The organism is Streptomyces sp. NPDC020845, assembly GCF_044334165.1.
In the GTDB taxonomy this organism is placed as follows: domain Bacteria; phylum Actinomycetota; class Actinomycetes; order Streptomycetales; family Streptomycetaceae; genus Streptomyces.
Genome location: NZ_JBIRSJ010000002.1, coordinates 56,470 through 73,004 on the forward strand (window position 1 = coordinate 56,470; position 16,535 = coordinate 73,004).

Sequence of the window (16,535 nt, forward strand, 5' to 3'; positions counted from 1 at the left end):
ACGGTGGCCACATGGCACTACGTAACGTAGTCACGCGGCGGCGCTCCGTGTCGCCAAGTTCGGGGATCGCATTCCCCCACGAAGGAGTTCGATGGAACACATCACGCTTCTCATTGGGATCGTGATCGTTACGGCCTTGGTGTTCGACTTCACGAACGGCTTCCACGACACGGCCAATGCCATGGCGACCACCATCTCCACGGGGGCTCTCGGTCCCCGGATCGCGGTGGCGATGTCAGCGGTCCTCAATCTCGTCGGCGCGTTCCTCTCCGTGGAGGTCGCCAAGACGATCTCCGGGGGGATCATCGACGAGGACGCCGGAGTCCGCCCCGAAGTGATCTTCGCGGGTCTGGTCGGCGCGATCCTGTGGAACCTGCTGACCTGGCTGGCCGGGCTGCCCTCCAGTTCCTCGCACGCCCTCTTCGGCGGCCTCATCGGCGCCACCCTGGTCTCCGTCGGCATGGACGGGGTCAACAGCGACAAGATCGTCATGAAGGTCCTGATCCCGGCCGTCGCCGCGCCGATCGTGGCCGGTGTCGCCGCCCTGGTCGCGACCCGGCTCACCTACCGGCTGGCCCGCGGCCGCGACCCCCAGGACACCTCGAAGGGCTACCGCGCCGGGCAGATCGCCTCGGCCGCGCTGGTCTCCCTCGCCCACGGCACCAACGACGCCCAGAAGACCATGGGGGTCATCACCCTCGCGCTGATCACCGGCGGTGTGATCGCGCCCGACTCCGACCCGCCGATGTGGGTCATCGTCTCCGCGGGCCTGGCCATCGCCCTCGGTACGTACCTGGGCGGCTGGCGCATCATCCGCACCATGGGCAAGGGCATCACCGACATCCAGCCGCCGCAGGGCTTCGCCGCCCAGACCGGCGCCGCGACCGTCATCCTCGCCTCGTCGCACATCGGCTTCGCGCTCTCCACCACCCAGGTCTGCTCCGGCTCCGTGATGGGCGCGGGGGTCGGCCGCAAGGGCGCTGTGGTGCGGTGGTCCACCGCGGGCCGCATGGTCCTCGCCTGGGTGCTCACCCTGCCCGCCGCGGGCCTCGTCGCGGGCGGCGCCGCGCTGCTGGCGGACCAGGGCGACTGGGGCGTCACGGCGGTCGCCGTGCTCGCGGTCGCCGCCTGCGCCGGGATCTGGGCGGCCTCGCGCCGCAAGCCCGTCGACCACACCAACGTCAACGACATCGACGAGGCTGCGGCGCTGCCGGCCGAGCCGGTGGGTGTCGTCACGGCGGCCCTCCAGTCCGTGGCTCCGCCGCCCGTCTCTGCCGCTTCCATCTCCTCCTCCGCCACCCCGGCAGGCGCCTCCGCGGCCACCGGCAGCACCAGCTAAGGAAGTAACGCGATGAGCATCGACTGGGCGGCCCTCGGCCAGGTCTTCGGCATCAGCCTCGCGGTGACCGTCGGCTTCGTGGGCGTCTTCACCCTCGGCATCCTCGGCACCTCCCGTAAGCCGCAGCAGGCGGAGGCGGGCACCGACACGGCCGCCACCGCGTCCGCCGCTCCGGCCCCGGCCGGCGGCGCCTTCGGCCCCGCGCGCGCCGGCGCGTACCTCTGCTTCGCGCTGTGCGCGGCGGCCGTGGCGTACGGCATCAACCTGATCGTGGCCTGACTCCGTTCGACCCACTCACGGTCGCCGGGCTGGAACGCGCCGACCAGCGCGTTCCAGCCCGGCGGCCGTGGCATGTGCTCCTCGGCACACTCACACAGGGTGGGGCATTCGCGAGTTGACGGCCATTCGCGGCCCATGGTGGACTTCCGGAGCCAAACGGCGGCAGGAGAGGAAGCCGGTGAGAATCCGGCGCGGTCCCGCCACTGTCACCGGGGAGCGCTCTCCCATCGCCCGTACGAGTCACGGCCGTCCACACGGCGGCTGGAAGACCGGGAGAAGCGCGGATCCGGGAGCCAGGAGACTCTCACCGCCGGTCACGTCGAACCAGGGCGCGGACCCTGAGTGAGGACATACCGCCATGCCCGGCACCGCCATGCCGCCGACCCGCCCGCGGCCCCTCCGCCACGTCCCGGCGTCCCCGCCACTCCTGATGTTCCTGACGTTCGCCATGTTCCGAGGCAAGACGGCGGACTGACGATGCGTGCCGATCACGCCTCGTACGCGTGCGGCGCCGCCCTCGGCTTTCTCGGCGACCTCGCCATGGGCGATCCGCGCCGCGGCCATCCTGTGGCCGCGTTCGGGCGCGCCGCCCTGGCCGTCGAGCGGCTGCTGTGGCGCGACCACCGCGGATCCGGGGCTCTCTACACCGCGCTGTGCGCGGGCGGCGCGGCCGCGGGCGCCGTGCTGTCGGTGCGCGCCGTACGGGCCTTGGGACACCCCGCGTCGGGAGGCTCCGCTCTGGGCAGCGCTGTCCTGAAACCCTCGGGACGTCCCGTCTTGGGGCGCCCCGCCGCGGAAACCTCCGCTCTGGGGCGCCGCTCCCCCGCCGCGCAGACCGTACTGACCGCCGCCGTCACGTGGGCGGTGCTCGGCGGCACGACGCTGGGCCGGGAGGCACGGGCTATCGGCGGCGCACTGACCGCCGGTGACCTGGACGCCGCCCGGCGGCGGCTGCCGCACCTGTGCGGGCGCGATCCGCAGGCGCTGGACGAGTCGCAGATCGCACGCGCGGTTGTCGAGTCGGTCGCCGAGAACACCTCGGACGCCGTTGTGGGCGCGCTGGTGTGGGGGGCAGTCGGCGGGGTGCCGGGCCTGGTCGGCTTCCGGGCCGTCAACACCCTGGACGCGATGGTGGGCCACAAGTCCCCGCGCTACCGGCGGTTCGGTTGGGCCTCGGCCCGGCTGGACGACCTCGCCGGCTGGCCCGGCGCACGGCTCACCGCGGCGCTGGCCGCCCTGGCCGGGCCCGATCCGCGCGGCGCGTGGCGCGCCTGGCGGCGCGACGGCCACCGCCATCCGAGCCCCAACGCGGGCCCCGTGGAGGCCGCGTTCGCGGGCGCGCTCGGCGTACGGCTGGGCGGCACGCTCACATACGGCGGCCGCGTTGAGCACCGGCCGGTGCTCAACCCCGGCGGGCGGCCGGTCGAGGCGGCCGACATCGAGCGCGCGGTACGGCTTTCGCGGCGCGTCGGCGCCCTGGCGCTCGGCGTGTCCGCCGCGGCCCGGCTGGCCGTGGGGGCTCGGCTGGTTGTGGGGGCTCGGCTGGTTGTGGGGGCTCGGCTGGCTGCGGGAGCCCGGCCGACGGCAGGCGTGGCGCCGAGGTCGGCCGGTACGGCCGCGCGGCCCGGTGCCGCGCCCGTACCCGCCGCGCGGGCCCCACATGGCGCGCTCGCCCGCTGGGCACGGTCCATGCCCCTCCCTCCCGCTCAGTCCCGGCGCGCTCCAACGCGCGGGCTTCCTTCGTCACCGCTCGCTCCTCCGTCGCTGCGCGGCTCCTCGGTCCAGCACGCACAGCGCGCCAAGACACGCTCATACGAGGCACCCGGCGCGGGCCGGTCCGGCGATCCGGCGACGGTGCGGCCGACGGCCGCGGGGAGGGACTGAGGATGAGCGGGATACAGGGCGGGGGTGCGCCGGGCGGCGGGCTGCTCGTCGCGGGTACGACCTCGGACGCGGGCAAGAGCGTCGTCACGGCCGGAATCTGCCGCTGGCTCAGCCGTAAGGGCGTCAGCGTCGCGCCCTTCAAGGCGCAGAACATGTCGCTCAACTCCTTCGTGACCCGCGACGGGGCGGAGATCGGCCGCGCCCAGGCCATGCAGGCCGCCGCCGCGCGCGTCGAGCCGAGCGCGCTGATGAACCCCGTCCTGCTCAAGCCCGGCAGCGACCGCAGCAGCCAAGTGGTGCTGCTGGGCAAGCCGGTGGGCGAGTTGAGCGCGCGTGGCTACCATGCGGGGCGGCAGGAGGCGCTGCTGGGGACCGTCACCGAATGCCTGGCCGAGCTTCGGCGTACGCACGACGCGGTGATCTGCGAGGGCGCGGGCAGCCCCGCCGAGATCAATCTGCGCCGCACCGACATCGTCAACCTGGGGCTCGCCCGGGCCGCCCGGCTGCCGGTCGTCGTGGTCGGGGACATCGACCGCGGCGGCGTCTTCGCGTCGTTCTTCGGCACGACCGCGCTGCTCTCCGAGGCCGACCAGCGGCTGGTCGCGGGCTATCTGGTGAACAAGTTCCGCGGCGATGTGACCCTGCTGGAGCCGGGCCTTCAGATGCTGTACGGCCTGACGGGCCGCCCGACCATGGGCGTGCTGCCGTACGCGCACGGGCTCGGCATCGACGAGGAGGACGGGCTGCGGGTGTCGCTGCGCGGGGCGGTGCGCGAAAGCGTCGTCGCGCCGCCGCACGGCGCGGACATCCTGCGGGTCGCGGTCGCCGCCGTGCCGCTCATGTCGAACTTCACGGACGTGGACGCGCTGGCCGCCGAGCCGGGCGTGGTCGTGCGGTTCGTGGACCGGCCGGAGGAGCTGGCCGACGCCGATCTGGTGGTGGTGCCGGGCACCCGCGGCACCGTACGGGCGCTGGCATGGCTGCGCGAGCGCGGTCTGGCCGCGGCGATCGCGCGGCGGGCGGCGGAGGGCCGGCCGGTGCTGGGCATCTGCGGTGGCTTCCAGATGCTCGGCGAACACATCGAGGACGAAGTCGAGTCGCGGGCCGGGACCGTCGAAGGGCTCGGGCTGCTGCCGGTGCGGGTGCGGTTCGCGGTGCACAAGACCCTGGCCCGACCGGTCGGCGAAGCGCTGGGCGAGCGGGTGGAGGGCTACGAGATCCACCACGGGGTCGCCGAGCTGCTGGACGGCGCGGACGAACGCTTCCTGGACGGCTGCCGGGTCGGCTCGGTGTGGGGCACGCACTGGCACGGCTCGCTGGAGAGCGACGGCTTCCGGCGCGCCTTCCTGCGGCGGGTCGCGGACGCGGCGGGCCGGGCGTTCGTCCCGGCGCCCGACACCAGCTTCGGGGAGCTGCGCGAGGAGCAGCTGGACCGGCTGGGCGACCTGATCGAGGAGCACGCGGACACGGACGCGCTGCTGCGGCTGATCGAGAACGGCGTACCGGACGGACTGCCCTTCGTCCCACCGGGGGCGCCGCCCCAGCCTCCCGGGCCGTCGCTGCCCTCTCCTGAAGCGGCAACGGAGACGACGTCTGCGGAGGCAGCGGCTACGAAGGCGACGTTCCCTCCGCCCCGCCCAGACCACCACCACCGCGCCCAGACCGCTGGAGGTACCCAGGCATGACCGCCACCCCCTACCCGTTCACCGCGCTCGTCGGGATGGCCGACCTGCGGCTGGCGCTCCTGCTCAACGCCGTATCACCGGCCGTCGGCGGGGTGCTGGTGCGCGGCGAGAAGGGCACCGCGAAGTCGACGGCGGTGCGGGCGCTTGCCGCCCTGCTGCCCGGCATCGACGTGGTGGCCGGCTGCCGGTTCTCCTGCGACCCCGCCGCGCCCGACCCGGGCTGCCCGGACGGTCCGCACGAGCCGGGCACCGGCACCGTACGGCCCGCCCGGATGGTCGAGCTGCCGGTCGGCGCCTCCGAGGACCGGCTGGTCGGGGCGCTGGACATCGAGCGGGCGCTGTCCGACGGGGTGAAGGCGTTCGAGCCGGGCCTGCTGGCCGACGCGCACCGCGGCGTGCTGTACGTCGACGAGGTCAACCTGCTGCACGACCACTTGATCGACCTGCTGCTCGACGCGGCCGCCATGGGCGCCTCCTATGTGGAGCGCGAGGGCGTGTCCGTGCGGCACGCGGCGCGCTTTCTGCTGGTGGGCACCATGAACCCCGAAGAGGGCGAGCTGCGGCCGCAGTTGCTGGACCGCTTCGGCCTGACGGTGGAGGTCGCGGCGTCGCGGGACACCGACGAACGGGTCGAGGTGGTGCGGCGGCGGCTGGCGTACGACGAGGACCCGGCCGGGTTCGCGGCGCGCTGGGCGGACGAGGAGCGCGCGCTGCGGGAACGCGTGGCGGCGGCGCGCGCCCTGCTGTCCCAGGTGCGGTTGGGCGATGGCGCGCTGCGGCAGATCGCGGCGGTGTGCGCGGCGTTCGAGGTGGACGGGATGCGCGCGGACATCGTGACGGCCCGTACGGCGACGGCGCTGGCGGCTTGGGCGGGGCGTACGGAGGTGACCACCGAGGACGTACGGCAGGCCGCGCTGCTGTCGCTGCCGCACCGGCGGCGGCGGGCTCCGTTCGACGCGCCGGGGCTGGACGAGGACAAGCTGGACGAGGTGCTGCGCGAGTCCGGCGGCGGGGACGACGACCCGGACCCGGGGCCGGAGGGTCGGGACGAGCAGGACGGGCCGGAGGGACCTGAGGGACCGGGCGGACCGGGCGGACCTGACGGGCCTGGGGGTCCCGACGGGCCGGGGGGCGGACAGCCGCCGCAGGGCGCGCCGGAGCAGGCGCCGCCGTCGGCCGGATCGTCCGTACCGGAGCAGCGCACGGGCCCCGACGAATCCAACGGCCCCGACGGATCCAACAGCTCGGACAGCCAGGTCCCTGATGCCGCCGACGGGGGCGTGGGCGGGGCCGCGGCGGGCGGGCACGGCGGCGAACGCGCGGCCGTGGGCGCCGCCGAGCCGTTCCGGACCCGGCGGCTCGACGTGCCGGGGCTCGGCGAGGGCGCGGCGGGGCGGCGGTCGCGCGCCCGTACGGCCCACGGCCGCACCACCGGCGCGCGCCGCCCCCGCGGCACCCTGTCCAAGCTGCACCTGTCGGCGACCGTACGGGCCGCCGCACCGCACCAGCGCTCGCGCGGCCGGCAGGGCCCCGGGCTCGTGGTGCGCCGTGACGACCTGCGTGAGGCGGTGCGCGAGGGCCGCGAGGGCAACCTCGTGCTGTTCGTGGTGGACGCGTCGGGGTCGATGGCCGCGCGGAAGCGCATGGGCGCCGTCAAGGGCGCCGTGCTGTCGCTGCTGCTGGACGCCTACCAGCGGCGGGACAAGGTCGGCCTGATCACCTTCCGGGGCGCCGAGGCCGCCCTGGCGCTGCCACCCACCTCCTCGGTGGACGCGGGCGCCGCCCGGCTGGAGAAGCTGCCCACCGGCGGGCGCACCCCGCTGGCCGCCGGGCTGCTGAAGGCCCGCGAGGTGCTGCGGATCGAGCGGCTGCGGGATCCGTCGCGCCGGCCGCTGCTGGTCGTGGTGACGGACGGGCGCGCCACGGGCGGCCCGGACCCGGTCGCCCGGGCCGGGCGCGCGGCCCGGCTGCTGGCGGACGACGGGATCGCCTCGGTGGTGGTGGACTGCGAGTCGGGACCCGTCCGGCTGGGCCTGGCGGGCGCGCTGGCACACGAACTGCGCGGGACGCCGGTGACGCTCGACGAACTGCGCGCGGACAGCATGACCGCGCTGGTGCGCGACGCGCGCGGGACAAACACCGCACGGACCGTACGAGAGACACGGACCGTTTCCGTACGAGGTACCTGGAGGGCCGCCTGATGCCGCAAGGACAACCGACCGTCGTACCCGACGACGGGCTGACCACCCGGCAGCGCCGCAACCGGCCGCTGGTGCTCGTGCACACGGGCGTCGGCAAGGGCAAGTCGACGGCCGCGTTCGGGCTGGCGCTGCGGGCGTGGAACCAAAGTTGGCCGGTCGGTGTATTCCAATTTGTAAAGTCCGCGAAGTGGCGGGTCGGCGAGGAGCGTGCGCTGCGCGTCCTCGGCGAGTCGGGCGAAGGGGGGACCGTCGCATGGCACAAGATGGGCGAGGGCTGGTCATGGCTCCAGCGCTCTCAGCAGGACGCCATCTCCAGCGAGGAGGCGGCGCGCGAGGGGTGGGAGCAGGTCAAGCGGGACCTCGCGGCGGAGACATATCGGCTGTATGTGCTGGACGAGTTCGCGTACCCCATGCACTGGGGCTGGGTGGACACCGACGAGGTGGTGTCGGTGCTGCGCGACCGGCCCGGGACCCAGCATGTGGTCATCACGGGGCGTAACGCGCCTCAGAAGCTGCTGGACTTCGCGGATCTGGTCACCGATATGTCAAAGGTCAAGCACCCGATGGACACCGGTCAGAAGGGGCAGCGGGGCATCGAGTGGTGAGTGTTCGGTAAGGGAGAGTGTCCGGTGATGGTGGGTGTTCGGTGAGAGTTCAGTGATGGTGAGTGTGCAGCGGTGGTGAGAGTTCAGTGGTGAGCGTGCCGCGCCTGGTCATCGCCGCGCCCGCCTCCGGCAGCGGCAAGACCATGGTGGCCACGGGTCTGATGGCCGCCTTCGCGGAGCGCGGTCTCGATGTGTCGCCCCACAAGGTCGGCCCGGACTACATCGACCCCGGCTATCACGCACTGGCCGTCTCGTCCCCGGCCCGCTCCGGGCGGGCGGCCCGCCCGGGCCGCAATCTGGACGCCTATCTGTGCGGGCCGGAGCGGATCCGCCCGCTGTTTCTGCACGGGGCGGCCGACTGTGATCTGGCGGTCGTCGAAGGTGTGATGGGGCTGTACGACGGGGCGGCCGGGCAGGGCGAGTTGGCGTCGACGGCGCATGTGGCGAAGCTGCTGCGCGCGCCGGTGGTGCTGGTGGTGGACGCCTCGTCGCAGTCCCGCTCGGTGGCGGCGCTGGTCCACGGCTTCGCGTCCTGGGACCCCGAGGTGCGGTTGGCCGGGGTGATCCTCAACAAGGTCGGCTCGGACCGGCATGAGGAGCTGCTGCGGGAGGCACTGGACGAGTCGGGGGTGCCGGTCCTCGGGGCGCTGCGCCGGATGCGCGCGGTGCATGCCCCGAGCCGCCATCTCGGTCTGGTGCCGGTGGCCGAGCGGCGGGCGGAGGCGGTCGAATCCGTGGCCGCGCTGGCCGAACAGGTACGCGAGGGCTGTGACTTGGAGGGTCTGTTGGCCCTGGCGCGCAGCGCACCGCCGCTGGCGGACCCGCCCTGGGACCCGGAGCGGGAGACCGCCTTCGCGTGGGGTGGGGTGGGGGCGGCCGAGGGCGGAGGGCGGCCGGTTGTCGCGATGGCGGGTGGGGCGGCGTTCACCTTCTCGTACGCGGAGCACGCCGAACTGCTCACCGCCGCGGGCGCGGAGGTGGTCCCCTTCGACCCGCTGCGGGACGAGCGCCTGCCGCCGGGCACCGCGGGCCTGGTGATCGGCGGCGGCTTCCCGGAGGTGTTCGCGCCGGAGCTGTCCGCGAACGAGCCGCTGCGCGCGGAGGTGGCCCGGCTCGCGGCGGCCGGGGCGCCGATAGCCGCCGAGTGCGCGGGGCTGCTGTACTTGGCGCGCTCGCTGGACGGCGAGCCGATGTGCGGAGTGCTGCCCGCCGAGGCACGTATGTCGGAGCGGTTGACCCTGGGGTACCGCGAGGCGGTGGCGATCGGCGACAGTTCACTCGCGGCGGCGGGGACCCGGGTGCGCGGGCATGAGTTCCACCGCACCGCCGTGGAGCCGGGCGCGGGGCCGGAGCCCGCGTGGGGGCTGGTCCGTCCGGAGCGCCGCGCTGAGGGGTTCGTCCAGGGCGGTGTGCATGCGTCGTATCTGCATGTGCACTGGGCGGCGGTGCCGGACGCGGCGGTCCGGTTCGTGGCCGGTTGCGCGCGGCGTGGTGGATGAGAGGGCGAAGTGGACGGCGGAACGAAACGGAATGGGAGGGAACGGTGAGTGGAGAGCGTGACACGGCCGGGGCCGCTCCCCGAACCGCCGGTGGGGTCCGCGTCGGCGCCGATGGCGCCGAACGCATCGATGCCCTCCTTGCCGTGCCCGGGGCTGGTCGTCGGGGTCGGTGCCGGGCGCGGTGTGTCCGTCGGGGAGGTGACCGGGCTCATCCGGCGGACGCTGGACGAGGCGGGACTCTCGGTGTGCGAGGTCGTGGAGTTGGCCACGGTCGAGGGGAAGGCCGACGAGCCGGGGCTGGTCGCGGCGGCGGCCCGGTTCGGCGTGCCACTGCGGGGTTATGGGGCCGCGGCGCTGGCCTCAGTCGCGGTACCGAGCCCGTCCGGGGCCGCGCTGAGTGCCGTGGGGACGCCCAGTGTCGCCGAGGCGGCGGCCCTGTTCGCCGCCACGCCCGGGGGCGAACTGCTGGTGGCCAAGCGGAAATCGGAGCCGCGCGGCCGTCCCGCGCGGGCCACATGCGCCATCGCGCGCCGTCTCGTGCGCCGGGGCAAACACGGGCAGGACGGGTAGAGATGACCTGCCTGCACATCGGCCCGCAGAAATCAGTAACGTCTCGGGGCGGGATCCCAGCTCCCGCATCGCACTGTGCCACCCGCACCATCAGCACCAAGGAGACCTCGTGACGACCCCGCCCGCGCTGCTCATCGCAGGCATCGGCACCCGAGACGAGAGGCGCGCCGACGCCTTCCGCGACTTCGTACGGGAGTTGGGCACCCGCAATCCCGGCCTACCCGTCGCGGGAGGCTTCACCGGCCAAAGCCCTTTGCCGCTCGGTGACGCGGTGGCCGGACTCGCCGACGAGGGAGTGACCCGCTTCGCCGTCGTACCGCTGACGCTGATCCCCTCCGAGCGCGCGGAGCAGGACCTCACCGCCGCGCTGGCCGACGAGTGCGAGCTGCGCCCCGACACGTCCTTCGTCCGCGCCCGCCCGCTGGGTCCGCACCCCCGGCTGCTGGCCATACTGGAGCGCCGCCTGAACGAGGCGCTGGGTGACGGCCCGCGCCGCTCCCCCTCCGACCGGGCGGAGACCACCGTCCTGCTGGTGGGCCCCGGGTCGGTGACCCCCGAGTCCAACGCCGAGGTGCACCGGGCCGCCAGGCTGCTGTGGGAGGGCCGCGGCTTCGGCGGTGTGGAGACCGCCTTTGTCTCGATGGCCGCGCCGGACGTGGCCTCGGGCCTCGACCGCTGTGCGCGGCTGGGGGCGCGGCGCATCGTGGTGCTGCCGTACTTCCTGTTCGCGGGGACGGCGGCGGACCGGGCGCAGCAGCAGGCGGAGGGCTGGGCGCTGGCGTACCCGGAGATCGAGGTGGTGACCGCCGATGTGCCCGGCCCCTCGGAGGAACTGATGGAGCTCGTCATGGAGCGCTACCGGGAGGCGGCTGGGGACGAAGCCGACCACAAGGCCGACGCGGCCAGTGACGCGGCCGAGGAAGCGGCGGGGGATGAGACGGGCGGCTCGGTGGCCGTGCCCGCGCAGAAGGGTCGGCAGTCCGACTCCCCTACGCATGTCCGCTGATCAGCTAGCTGACGTGTCCGTCGGTCCGTCCGCCGGGTTCGACCCGCACCATCTGCGTCACCACGGTGACGCGGAGGTGCGGGGCACCGGCGCCGAGCTGACGGACCTCGCGGTCAACGTCCGGGCCGATACGCCTCCCGGCTGGCTCAAGGCCCGTCTGGCCGCCGCGCTCGACGGCCTCGCCGCCTATCCGGACGGCCGCGCGGCGCGGTGTGCGGTCGCCGCGCGGCATGGTGTGCCGCCGACGCGGGTGCTGTTGACGGCGGGTGCCGCGGAGGCGTTCGTCCTGCTCGCCCGTGCTCTCCCGGTGCGCCTCCCGGTCGTGGTGCACCCGCAGTTCACGGAGCCGGAGGCCGCGCTGCGGGACGCCGGGCACCGGGTGGAGCGGGTGGTGCTGGACGAGCGCGACGGCTTCCGGCTCGACCCGGGCGCGGTGCCGGAGGAAGCGGACCTGGTGGTGGTGGGCAACCCCACCAACCCGACGTCCGTGCTGCACCCCGCCGATGCGGTGGCCGCCCTGGCCCGCCCGGGGCGGACGCTGGTGGTGGACGAGGCGTTCATGGACGCGGTGCCCGGCGAGCGGGAATCGCTCGCGGGCCGCACCGATGTGCCGGGGCTGGTAGTGCTGCGCAGCCTCACCAAGACCTGGGGGCTCGCGGGGCTGCGGATCGGCTATGCGCTGGCGGAGCCGGACACGCTCGCGGCCCTGGAGCGGGCGCAGCCGCTGTGGCCGGTGTCCTCCCCGGCCCTGGCGGCGGCGGAGGCGTGCTGTGCGGCTCCGGCGCTCGCCGAGGCGGCGCGGGCGGCGGAGACGATCGCCGTCGACCGGGCTCATCTGGCCGCGCGGCTGGCCGAGTTCGAGGAGATCCGGGTGTGCGCCCCGGCGGCCGGACCCTTCCTGCTGATCCGGCTGCCGAGCGCCACCGCGATCCGCGCCCGGCTGCGCGAGCTCGGTTTCGCGGTGCGGCGCGGCGACACCTTCCCGGGCCTCGGCCCGGACTGGCTACGCCTCGCGGTCCGCGACCCGGCCACGACCGACCGCTTCATCACCGCCCTGGCGAAGGCACTCGCCGAAGGCTGACCCAGGGCGCCGGGCGGGAGCCCGCCCGGCGCCCTGGCCGGCCCCGGACCGGGTCCGTCAGACTCCGTCGCCTGGTGCCGCGGCGCGGCGGCGGCGGGCCAGGACAACGGCGCCGGCGCCCAGGCCGAGGAGGGCGGCACCGCCGGCCACGAGGTATGGCGTGGTGGAGCTGCCGCCGGTCTCGGCGAGGTGTTCCGGCTTCGGGCCCGAGGTGGCCTGGGAGCCGATTTCGGAGCCCGCGCCCGGGGCGGCCGGGGCCTCACAGGTCGCGTCGGCCAGGGTGACCGTCCCCTCGACCTCGGAGACGTTCAGCTTGAGCGGGTTCACCGAGACCTTCAGTTCGAGCGCCGTGGCCGCGGCGGTGCGGGACGTGGTCGAGGTGCGCGACAGGTCGAGTCGCACCGTGCCGACCCCGGGCACATCGACCGTGGTCGTGCCGCTGGTGGTGAGGTTGACCTTCTTGCCGAGCACGACCACGCTGCCCAGCACATTGGACTTGGCGGTCGGCCGCTTTCCGGCCTCGCACACCGCCTTCGAGGTGACCTGCTGGACCTCGATCAGCGGCACCGCCGGCAGCCCCGGGAGGTGCACTGTGGCGTGTGCGAGGTTGGCGTACCCCTCGGCACGCGACTTCTCGACGGTGCCACGTGCGGTGGCCACGTCCGCGCGCAGAACGTTGAACGGCTTGCCCCCCTCGACGCCGTCCAGCGTCGCGCTGAGCGCGGTCTTGTTGGCGGAAGCCGGCGCGCGCACCTCGTTCAGGGTGAGCGCCAGCGGCGCCTTGACGGTCTTGTTGAGCAGCGAGACGTTCAGATCGGCGCGGAGTACGGCCGCGCCGGCTCCGCCCGTCGTGTGCGTGCTCGTCTTGGCGGACTCGCCCGCCTTGCCGTCGCCATCGGTGGCGTGCGCCGCACCCGCGGGCAGCAGGCCCAGTACGGAGACGGCGGCAGCTGCCGTGGCGGCAGCCAGACGGCGGGCAGGCATGCCTGAGTAGTTGTTGGTGGAACAGGACACGTGAGTTGACCCCCACAGGAGACATGGAGCCGTCGGCGACTCGCCACGGGGGGACACCACGGGCGCCGACGGCATCGACCCCGCAATATTTGCGGCGCGCAAGGCCAACCGGCAGCCAACTGGGGTCAGTTCATCCCAACGGGTGTGACTCGACGGTGCGTTCGAACCCCTGGGGGTATCGGGTGCCCTGAGGCCGCCGAGTCCGCTGCGTCCGCCCCGCCGGCCAAGCCCCCCTCAGCCGACCACCCGCCCGCGCAGCACCACCCGCCGCGGCGCCGTCAGCACCCGCACATCGGCCCGCGGATCCGACTCGTACACCACCAGGTCCGCCGATGCGCCCTCGGTGAGCCCCGGGCGGCCGAGCCAGGCACGCGCGCCCCAGGTGGCGGCCGACAGCGCGGCGGTCGCCGGGAGGCCGGCCTTGACCAGCTCGGCGACCTCCTGGCCGACCAGACCGTGCGGAAGTGAACCGCCCGCGTCGGTGCCGGTGTAGATGGGCACGCCCGCGTCGTAGGCCGCGCGCACGGTGTCGTAGCGGCGCTCGTGCAGCCGCCGCATATGGTCCGCCCAGCGCGGGAACTTCCCCTCCCCGGCCGCCGCCAGCTTGGGGAAGGTGGCGATGTTGACCAGGGTCGGGACGATCGCGACACCGCGCTCCGCGAAGAGCGGGATGGTGTCCTCGGTCAGCCCCGTGGCGTGCTCGACGCAGTCGATCCCCGCCTCGACCAGGGGGGCCAGGGTCTCCTCCGCGAAGCAGTGCGCGGTGACCCGCGCGCCCAGCCGGTGTGCCTCGGCGATGGCCGCCTCGACCTCCGCGCGCGGCCAGCAGGCCGCCAGGTCCCCGGCCTCCCGGTCGATCCAGTCGCCGACCAGCTTCACCCAGCCGTCCCCGCGCCGCGCCTCCAGCGCGATATACGCCACCAGCTCCTCGGGCTCGATCTCGTGGGCGTAGTTGCGGATGTAGCGCTTGGTCCGGGCGATGTGGCGGCCCGCGCGAATGATGCGGGGCAGGTCGTCGCGTTCGTCGATCCAGCGGGTGTCGGCGGGCGAGCCGGCGTCCCGCAGCAGCAGCGCCCCCACCTCCCGCTCGGTCAGCGCCTGCTTCTCGCTGGTTGACTCGTCGACGGCGCCATGCGTGTCGAGCCCCACGTGGCAGTGCGCGTCCACGAGCCCGGGCAGCACCCATCCCTCGATGGTCCGCACGTCCCGGGCGGCGGTCGGCCGGTCGTAAGTGATCTTCCCGTCGACGACCCACAGTTCGTCCCTGACGTCCCAGGCGGAGCCCTCGGCCTCCGGCCCGACGAGCACCCTGCCCTTGATGTGCAGCACCGCGCTATCCCTCATGCCTCGCACTGTACGAGACTTCGCCGACGCGCTGACCGGCCAGTTCCCAGGGGGCGGGACGGCGCCACTCGTACAACACGAGGAGCGCTGCTACGCTCACGCAACCCACCGGATGAGGGGAAGTGAGGAGGCCCGCGTGAGCGCTCCCACCGATGATCCGGCCGCCGTACGCCCCGCACCGGCGGCATTGCCGGAGTCACCGGAGAACGCGCCCCCGGCTACCGCTGGGAGGAGCCCCCTGCCGGACTTACCGGCGGCCACTCTGTCGGACCTGCCACCCGCCCCGGCACCCGTTCCAGCACCCGACACGGCGTCCGCGCCGGTGTCCATTCCGACAGCCGATCTCGCGCCCGCCGGGCCACCGGATGTCCAGGAGGAGTTCCGGGACTTCTTCGAGCGGCACCACGCCGAACTGGCCCGCCTCGCCCACCTGCTGCTCGGCAGCTCCGACGGCGCGGACGACCTCGCCGCCGACGCGCTGGTCGCCGTCTGGCACCAGTGGGAGCGGGTACGGGTCGCCGACCACCCGGCCGCGTACGCCCGGGGCGTCGTCGCCAATCTGGCGCGCTCCCGGATCCGCAGCCTGGTGCGCGAGCGCCGCCGGGTGGCGCTCTTCTCGTCCCAGCGCGCCGACCACGTCGACGACCCGGACATCTCCGCCGTGGTGGACGTCCAGGCCGCCCTGGTGAGGCTGCCGTTCCGTAAGCGCGCCTGTGTGGTGCTGCGGCACGCCTTCGACCTGTCGGAGCGGGAGACGGCGCGTACGCTCGGCATCTCGGTGGGCACGGTCAAGAGCCAGACCTCGCGCGGCATCGCGGAGCTGGAGCGGCTGCTCGGCTCGGCGCACGGCGGCGGGCAGCAGCCGGTGCCGGGCACGCAGGAGACCGTACGGAAACTCCACCCTGGTCATGCGGGAGGGAACGGTCGATGATCGACCACCGCGAGCGGCACGGCCGGATCGATGTCGCCGCCGAACTGCACACGGCCGCCGAGTCCCACCGGCCGGACCGGGCCCGGATGCTGGCCCGGGTGACCGCGGGCATGGCCGGGGACGAGCGGCGCCACACCGGGCGCGGGGCCGGGGCCGGGCGGCCGTGGACCCGCGTGGCGGGCCCGGTCGCCGGGCTCGCGGCGGCGGTCGCCGCCGCGGGGATCGTGGTGCTGGCCACCGAGCCGACCCAGCGGCCGCAGACCGTACGGACGTCGAGCGAGCCCGCGGTCCCGCCGGCCCACGCGGGGCGGGACACCGGGAGCGGAGGGGGAACGGACGACGGGTCGCAGCGGCACACCCCGACCGCCTCCCCCACCGCGGTCGGTCCAAACCACCTCGCCGATCCGGTGGTTCGCTCGAACGGCGAGATCGACCCGGGGTCGAACCCGTACTGGGCGCAGAGCGATGTGATCCTCAAGACCGGCAAGCCGCTGACCTCGCTGACCGTCGAGCTGCGGGTCGCGCACACCGGTGGGGTGCTCACCACCGGCTCCTGGAGCACACTGCCCACCGGCGATATGAAGGTCTCGGTGCGCAGCGAGAAGAACGCGCTGGTGTACCGCTGGACGCTGAGGGACGGAGCCACGGTGCCCGCGGGTCGGCATGTCTTCGCCGGGCAGTACAACCACGCGGAGGGCGACCGCGACATCACCGAGGACAGCTACTCGGCCTCCGGCAACGGGCCCTCGGGCGCGTTCGCCGTCAGAGGCGCATTCCGCGAAGCCAAGTGATGGCGGATGACGCCAGAAGACGAATCCAGCCGCATCCAGGTGAATCCGGCCGAATCCGGGTGAATTCTGGGTGGCCGGTGGAGATATAAAGGGAGCGCCTTTATGAATACAGGTTCCCATCGTCTTCTGCCCGCTTTCCGGACTCCTAAACGCTAAAATTTCGTAACCCGGAAACGCTGTAATTCGAGTACATCACCCGACCGTTACGCAGATGTGACGCACTCCACACGGGGGGTGTTTCGTCCCGGTAACTCCCCGACAAATCAGCACTTTTCATCCATCACCCCGTGCGCACGCGCGTCCCCG

Annotated in this window: 13 protein-coding genes, 1 pseudogene and 1 riboswitch; of the genes and pseudogenes, 12 read left to right on the top strand and 2 right to left on the bottom strand. The window is 73.9% G+C overall.

The genetic code is table 11. The features are described 5' to 3' along the window. The first annotated feature begins 91 nt into the window (after window positions 1–91). From ACH4U7_RS04205 to cobC, 10 genes and pseudogenes are all read left to right on the top strand, one after another. On the top strand, window positions 92–1,339 hold the full coding sequence (locus tag ACH4U7_RS04205) for an anion permease (protein ID WP_398526499.1): 1,248 nt from the start codon (window positions 92–94) through the stop codon (window positions 1,337–1,339). Between the two features lie 12 nt (window positions 1,340–1,351). Continuing rightward, window positions 1,352–1,618 (top strand): hypothetical protein, encoded by a 267-nt coding sequence (locus ACH4U7_RS04210; protein ID WP_398526500.1) that lies wholly within the window; start codon window positions 1,352–1,354, stop codon window positions 1,616–1,618. Between the two features lie 167 nt (window positions 1,619–1,785). Continuing rightward, window positions 1,786–1,922: riboswitch (cobalamin riboswitch) on the top strand. Window positions 1,923–2,095: 173 nt separating this feature from the next. Beyond that, window positions 2,096–3,139, top strand: a pseudogene (locus tag ACH4U7_RS04215) (cobalamin biosynthesis protein); the annotation flags it as partial. Between the two features lie 365 nt (window positions 3,140–3,504). Then, on the top strand, window positions 3,505–5,187 hold the full coding sequence (locus ACH4U7_RS04220; RefSeq protein WP_398526501.1) for a cobyric acid synthase: 1,683 nt from the start codon (window positions 3,505–3,507) through the stop codon (window positions 5,185–5,187). Next, window positions 5,184–7,388 (top strand): putative cobaltochelatase, encoded by a 2,205-nt coding sequence (locus ACH4U7_RS04225; protein ID WP_398526502.1) that lies wholly within the window; start codon window positions 5,184–5,186, stop codon window positions 7,386–7,388. Before ACH4U7_RS04220 ends, ACH4U7_RS04225 begins: the two co-directional genes overlap by 4 nt. After that, window positions 7,388–7,993, top strand: a complete 606-nt coding sequence (gene cobO, locus ACH4U7_RS04230; protein WP_089511242.1) for a cob(I)yrinic acid a,c-diamide adenosyltransferase — start codon at window positions 7,388–7,390, stop codon at window positions 7,991–7,993. The genes ACH4U7_RS04225 and cobO overlap by 1 nt, the downstream gene beginning before the upstream one ends. Before the next feature lie 86 nt (window positions 7,994–8,079). Then, the gene (locus tag ACH4U7_RS04235; RefSeq protein WP_398526503.1) at window positions 8,080–9,492 is read left to right on the top strand and encodes a cobyrinate a,c-diamide synthase; all 1,413 of its coding nucleotides are present in this window, start codon (window positions 8,080–8,082) and stop codon (window positions 9,490–9,492) included. 48 nt (window positions 9,493–9,540) lie between these two features. Beyond that, a complete protein-coding gene (locus tag ACH4U7_RS04240; protein WP_398526504.1) occupies window positions 9,541–10,062 on the top strand; it encodes a cobalamin biosynthesis protein in 522 nt (173 codons plus the stop codon). Between the two features lie 109 nt (window positions 10,063–10,171). Then, complete coding sequence (locus tag ACH4U7_RS04245) at window positions 10,172–11,068, top strand: sirohydrochlorin chelatase (RefSeq protein WP_398526505.1); 897 nt, start codon at window positions 10,172–10,174, stop codon at window positions 11,066–11,068. Beyond that, window positions 11,058–12,149: an Rv2231c family pyridoxal phosphate-dependent protein CobC gene (gene cobC / locus ACH4U7_RS04250; protein WP_398526506.1), complete on the top strand. Its 1,092-nt coding sequence runs from the start codon at window positions 11,058–11,060 to the stop codon at window positions 12,147–12,149. Before ACH4U7_RS04245 ends, cobC begins: the two co-directional genes overlap by 11 nt. Window positions 12,150–12,206: 57 nt before the next feature. Here cobC and ACH4U7_RS04255 read toward each other — a convergent pair whose 3' ends face one another. Then, entirely contained in the window at window positions 12,207–13,133 is a 927-nt protein-coding gene (locus tag ACH4U7_RS04255) for an SCO1860 family LAETG-anchored protein (RefSeq protein ID WP_398526507.1), read from the bottom strand. Window positions 13,134–13,397: 264 nt separating this feature from the next. Continuing rightward, on the bottom strand, window positions 13,398–14,507 hold the full coding sequence (locus ACH4U7_RS04260) for an amidohydrolase family protein (protein ID WP_398526508.1): 1,110 nt from the start codon (window positions 14,505–14,507) through the stop codon (window positions 13,398–13,400). A 322-nt stretch (window positions 14,508–14,829) separates the two neighbouring features. On the opposite strand from ACH4U7_RS04260, the gene ACH4U7_RS04265 reads away from it, so the two are divergent. Beyond that, window positions 14,830–15,438 (top strand): SigE family RNA polymerase sigma factor, encoded by a 609-nt coding sequence (locus ACH4U7_RS04265; protein ID WP_398526509.1) that lies wholly within the window; start codon window positions 14,830–14,832, stop codon window positions 15,436–15,438. Then, window positions 15,435–16,229 carry a hypothetical protein gene (locus tag ACH4U7_RS04270; RefSeq protein ID WP_398526510.1) on the top strand — a complete coding sequence of 265 codons (795 nt, stop codon included), beginning with the start codon at window positions 15,435–15,437 and terminating at the stop codon, window positions 16,227–16,229. Before ACH4U7_RS04265 ends, ACH4U7_RS04270 begins: the two co-directional genes overlap by 4 nt. Window positions 16,230–16,535 lie beyond the last annotated feature (306 nt).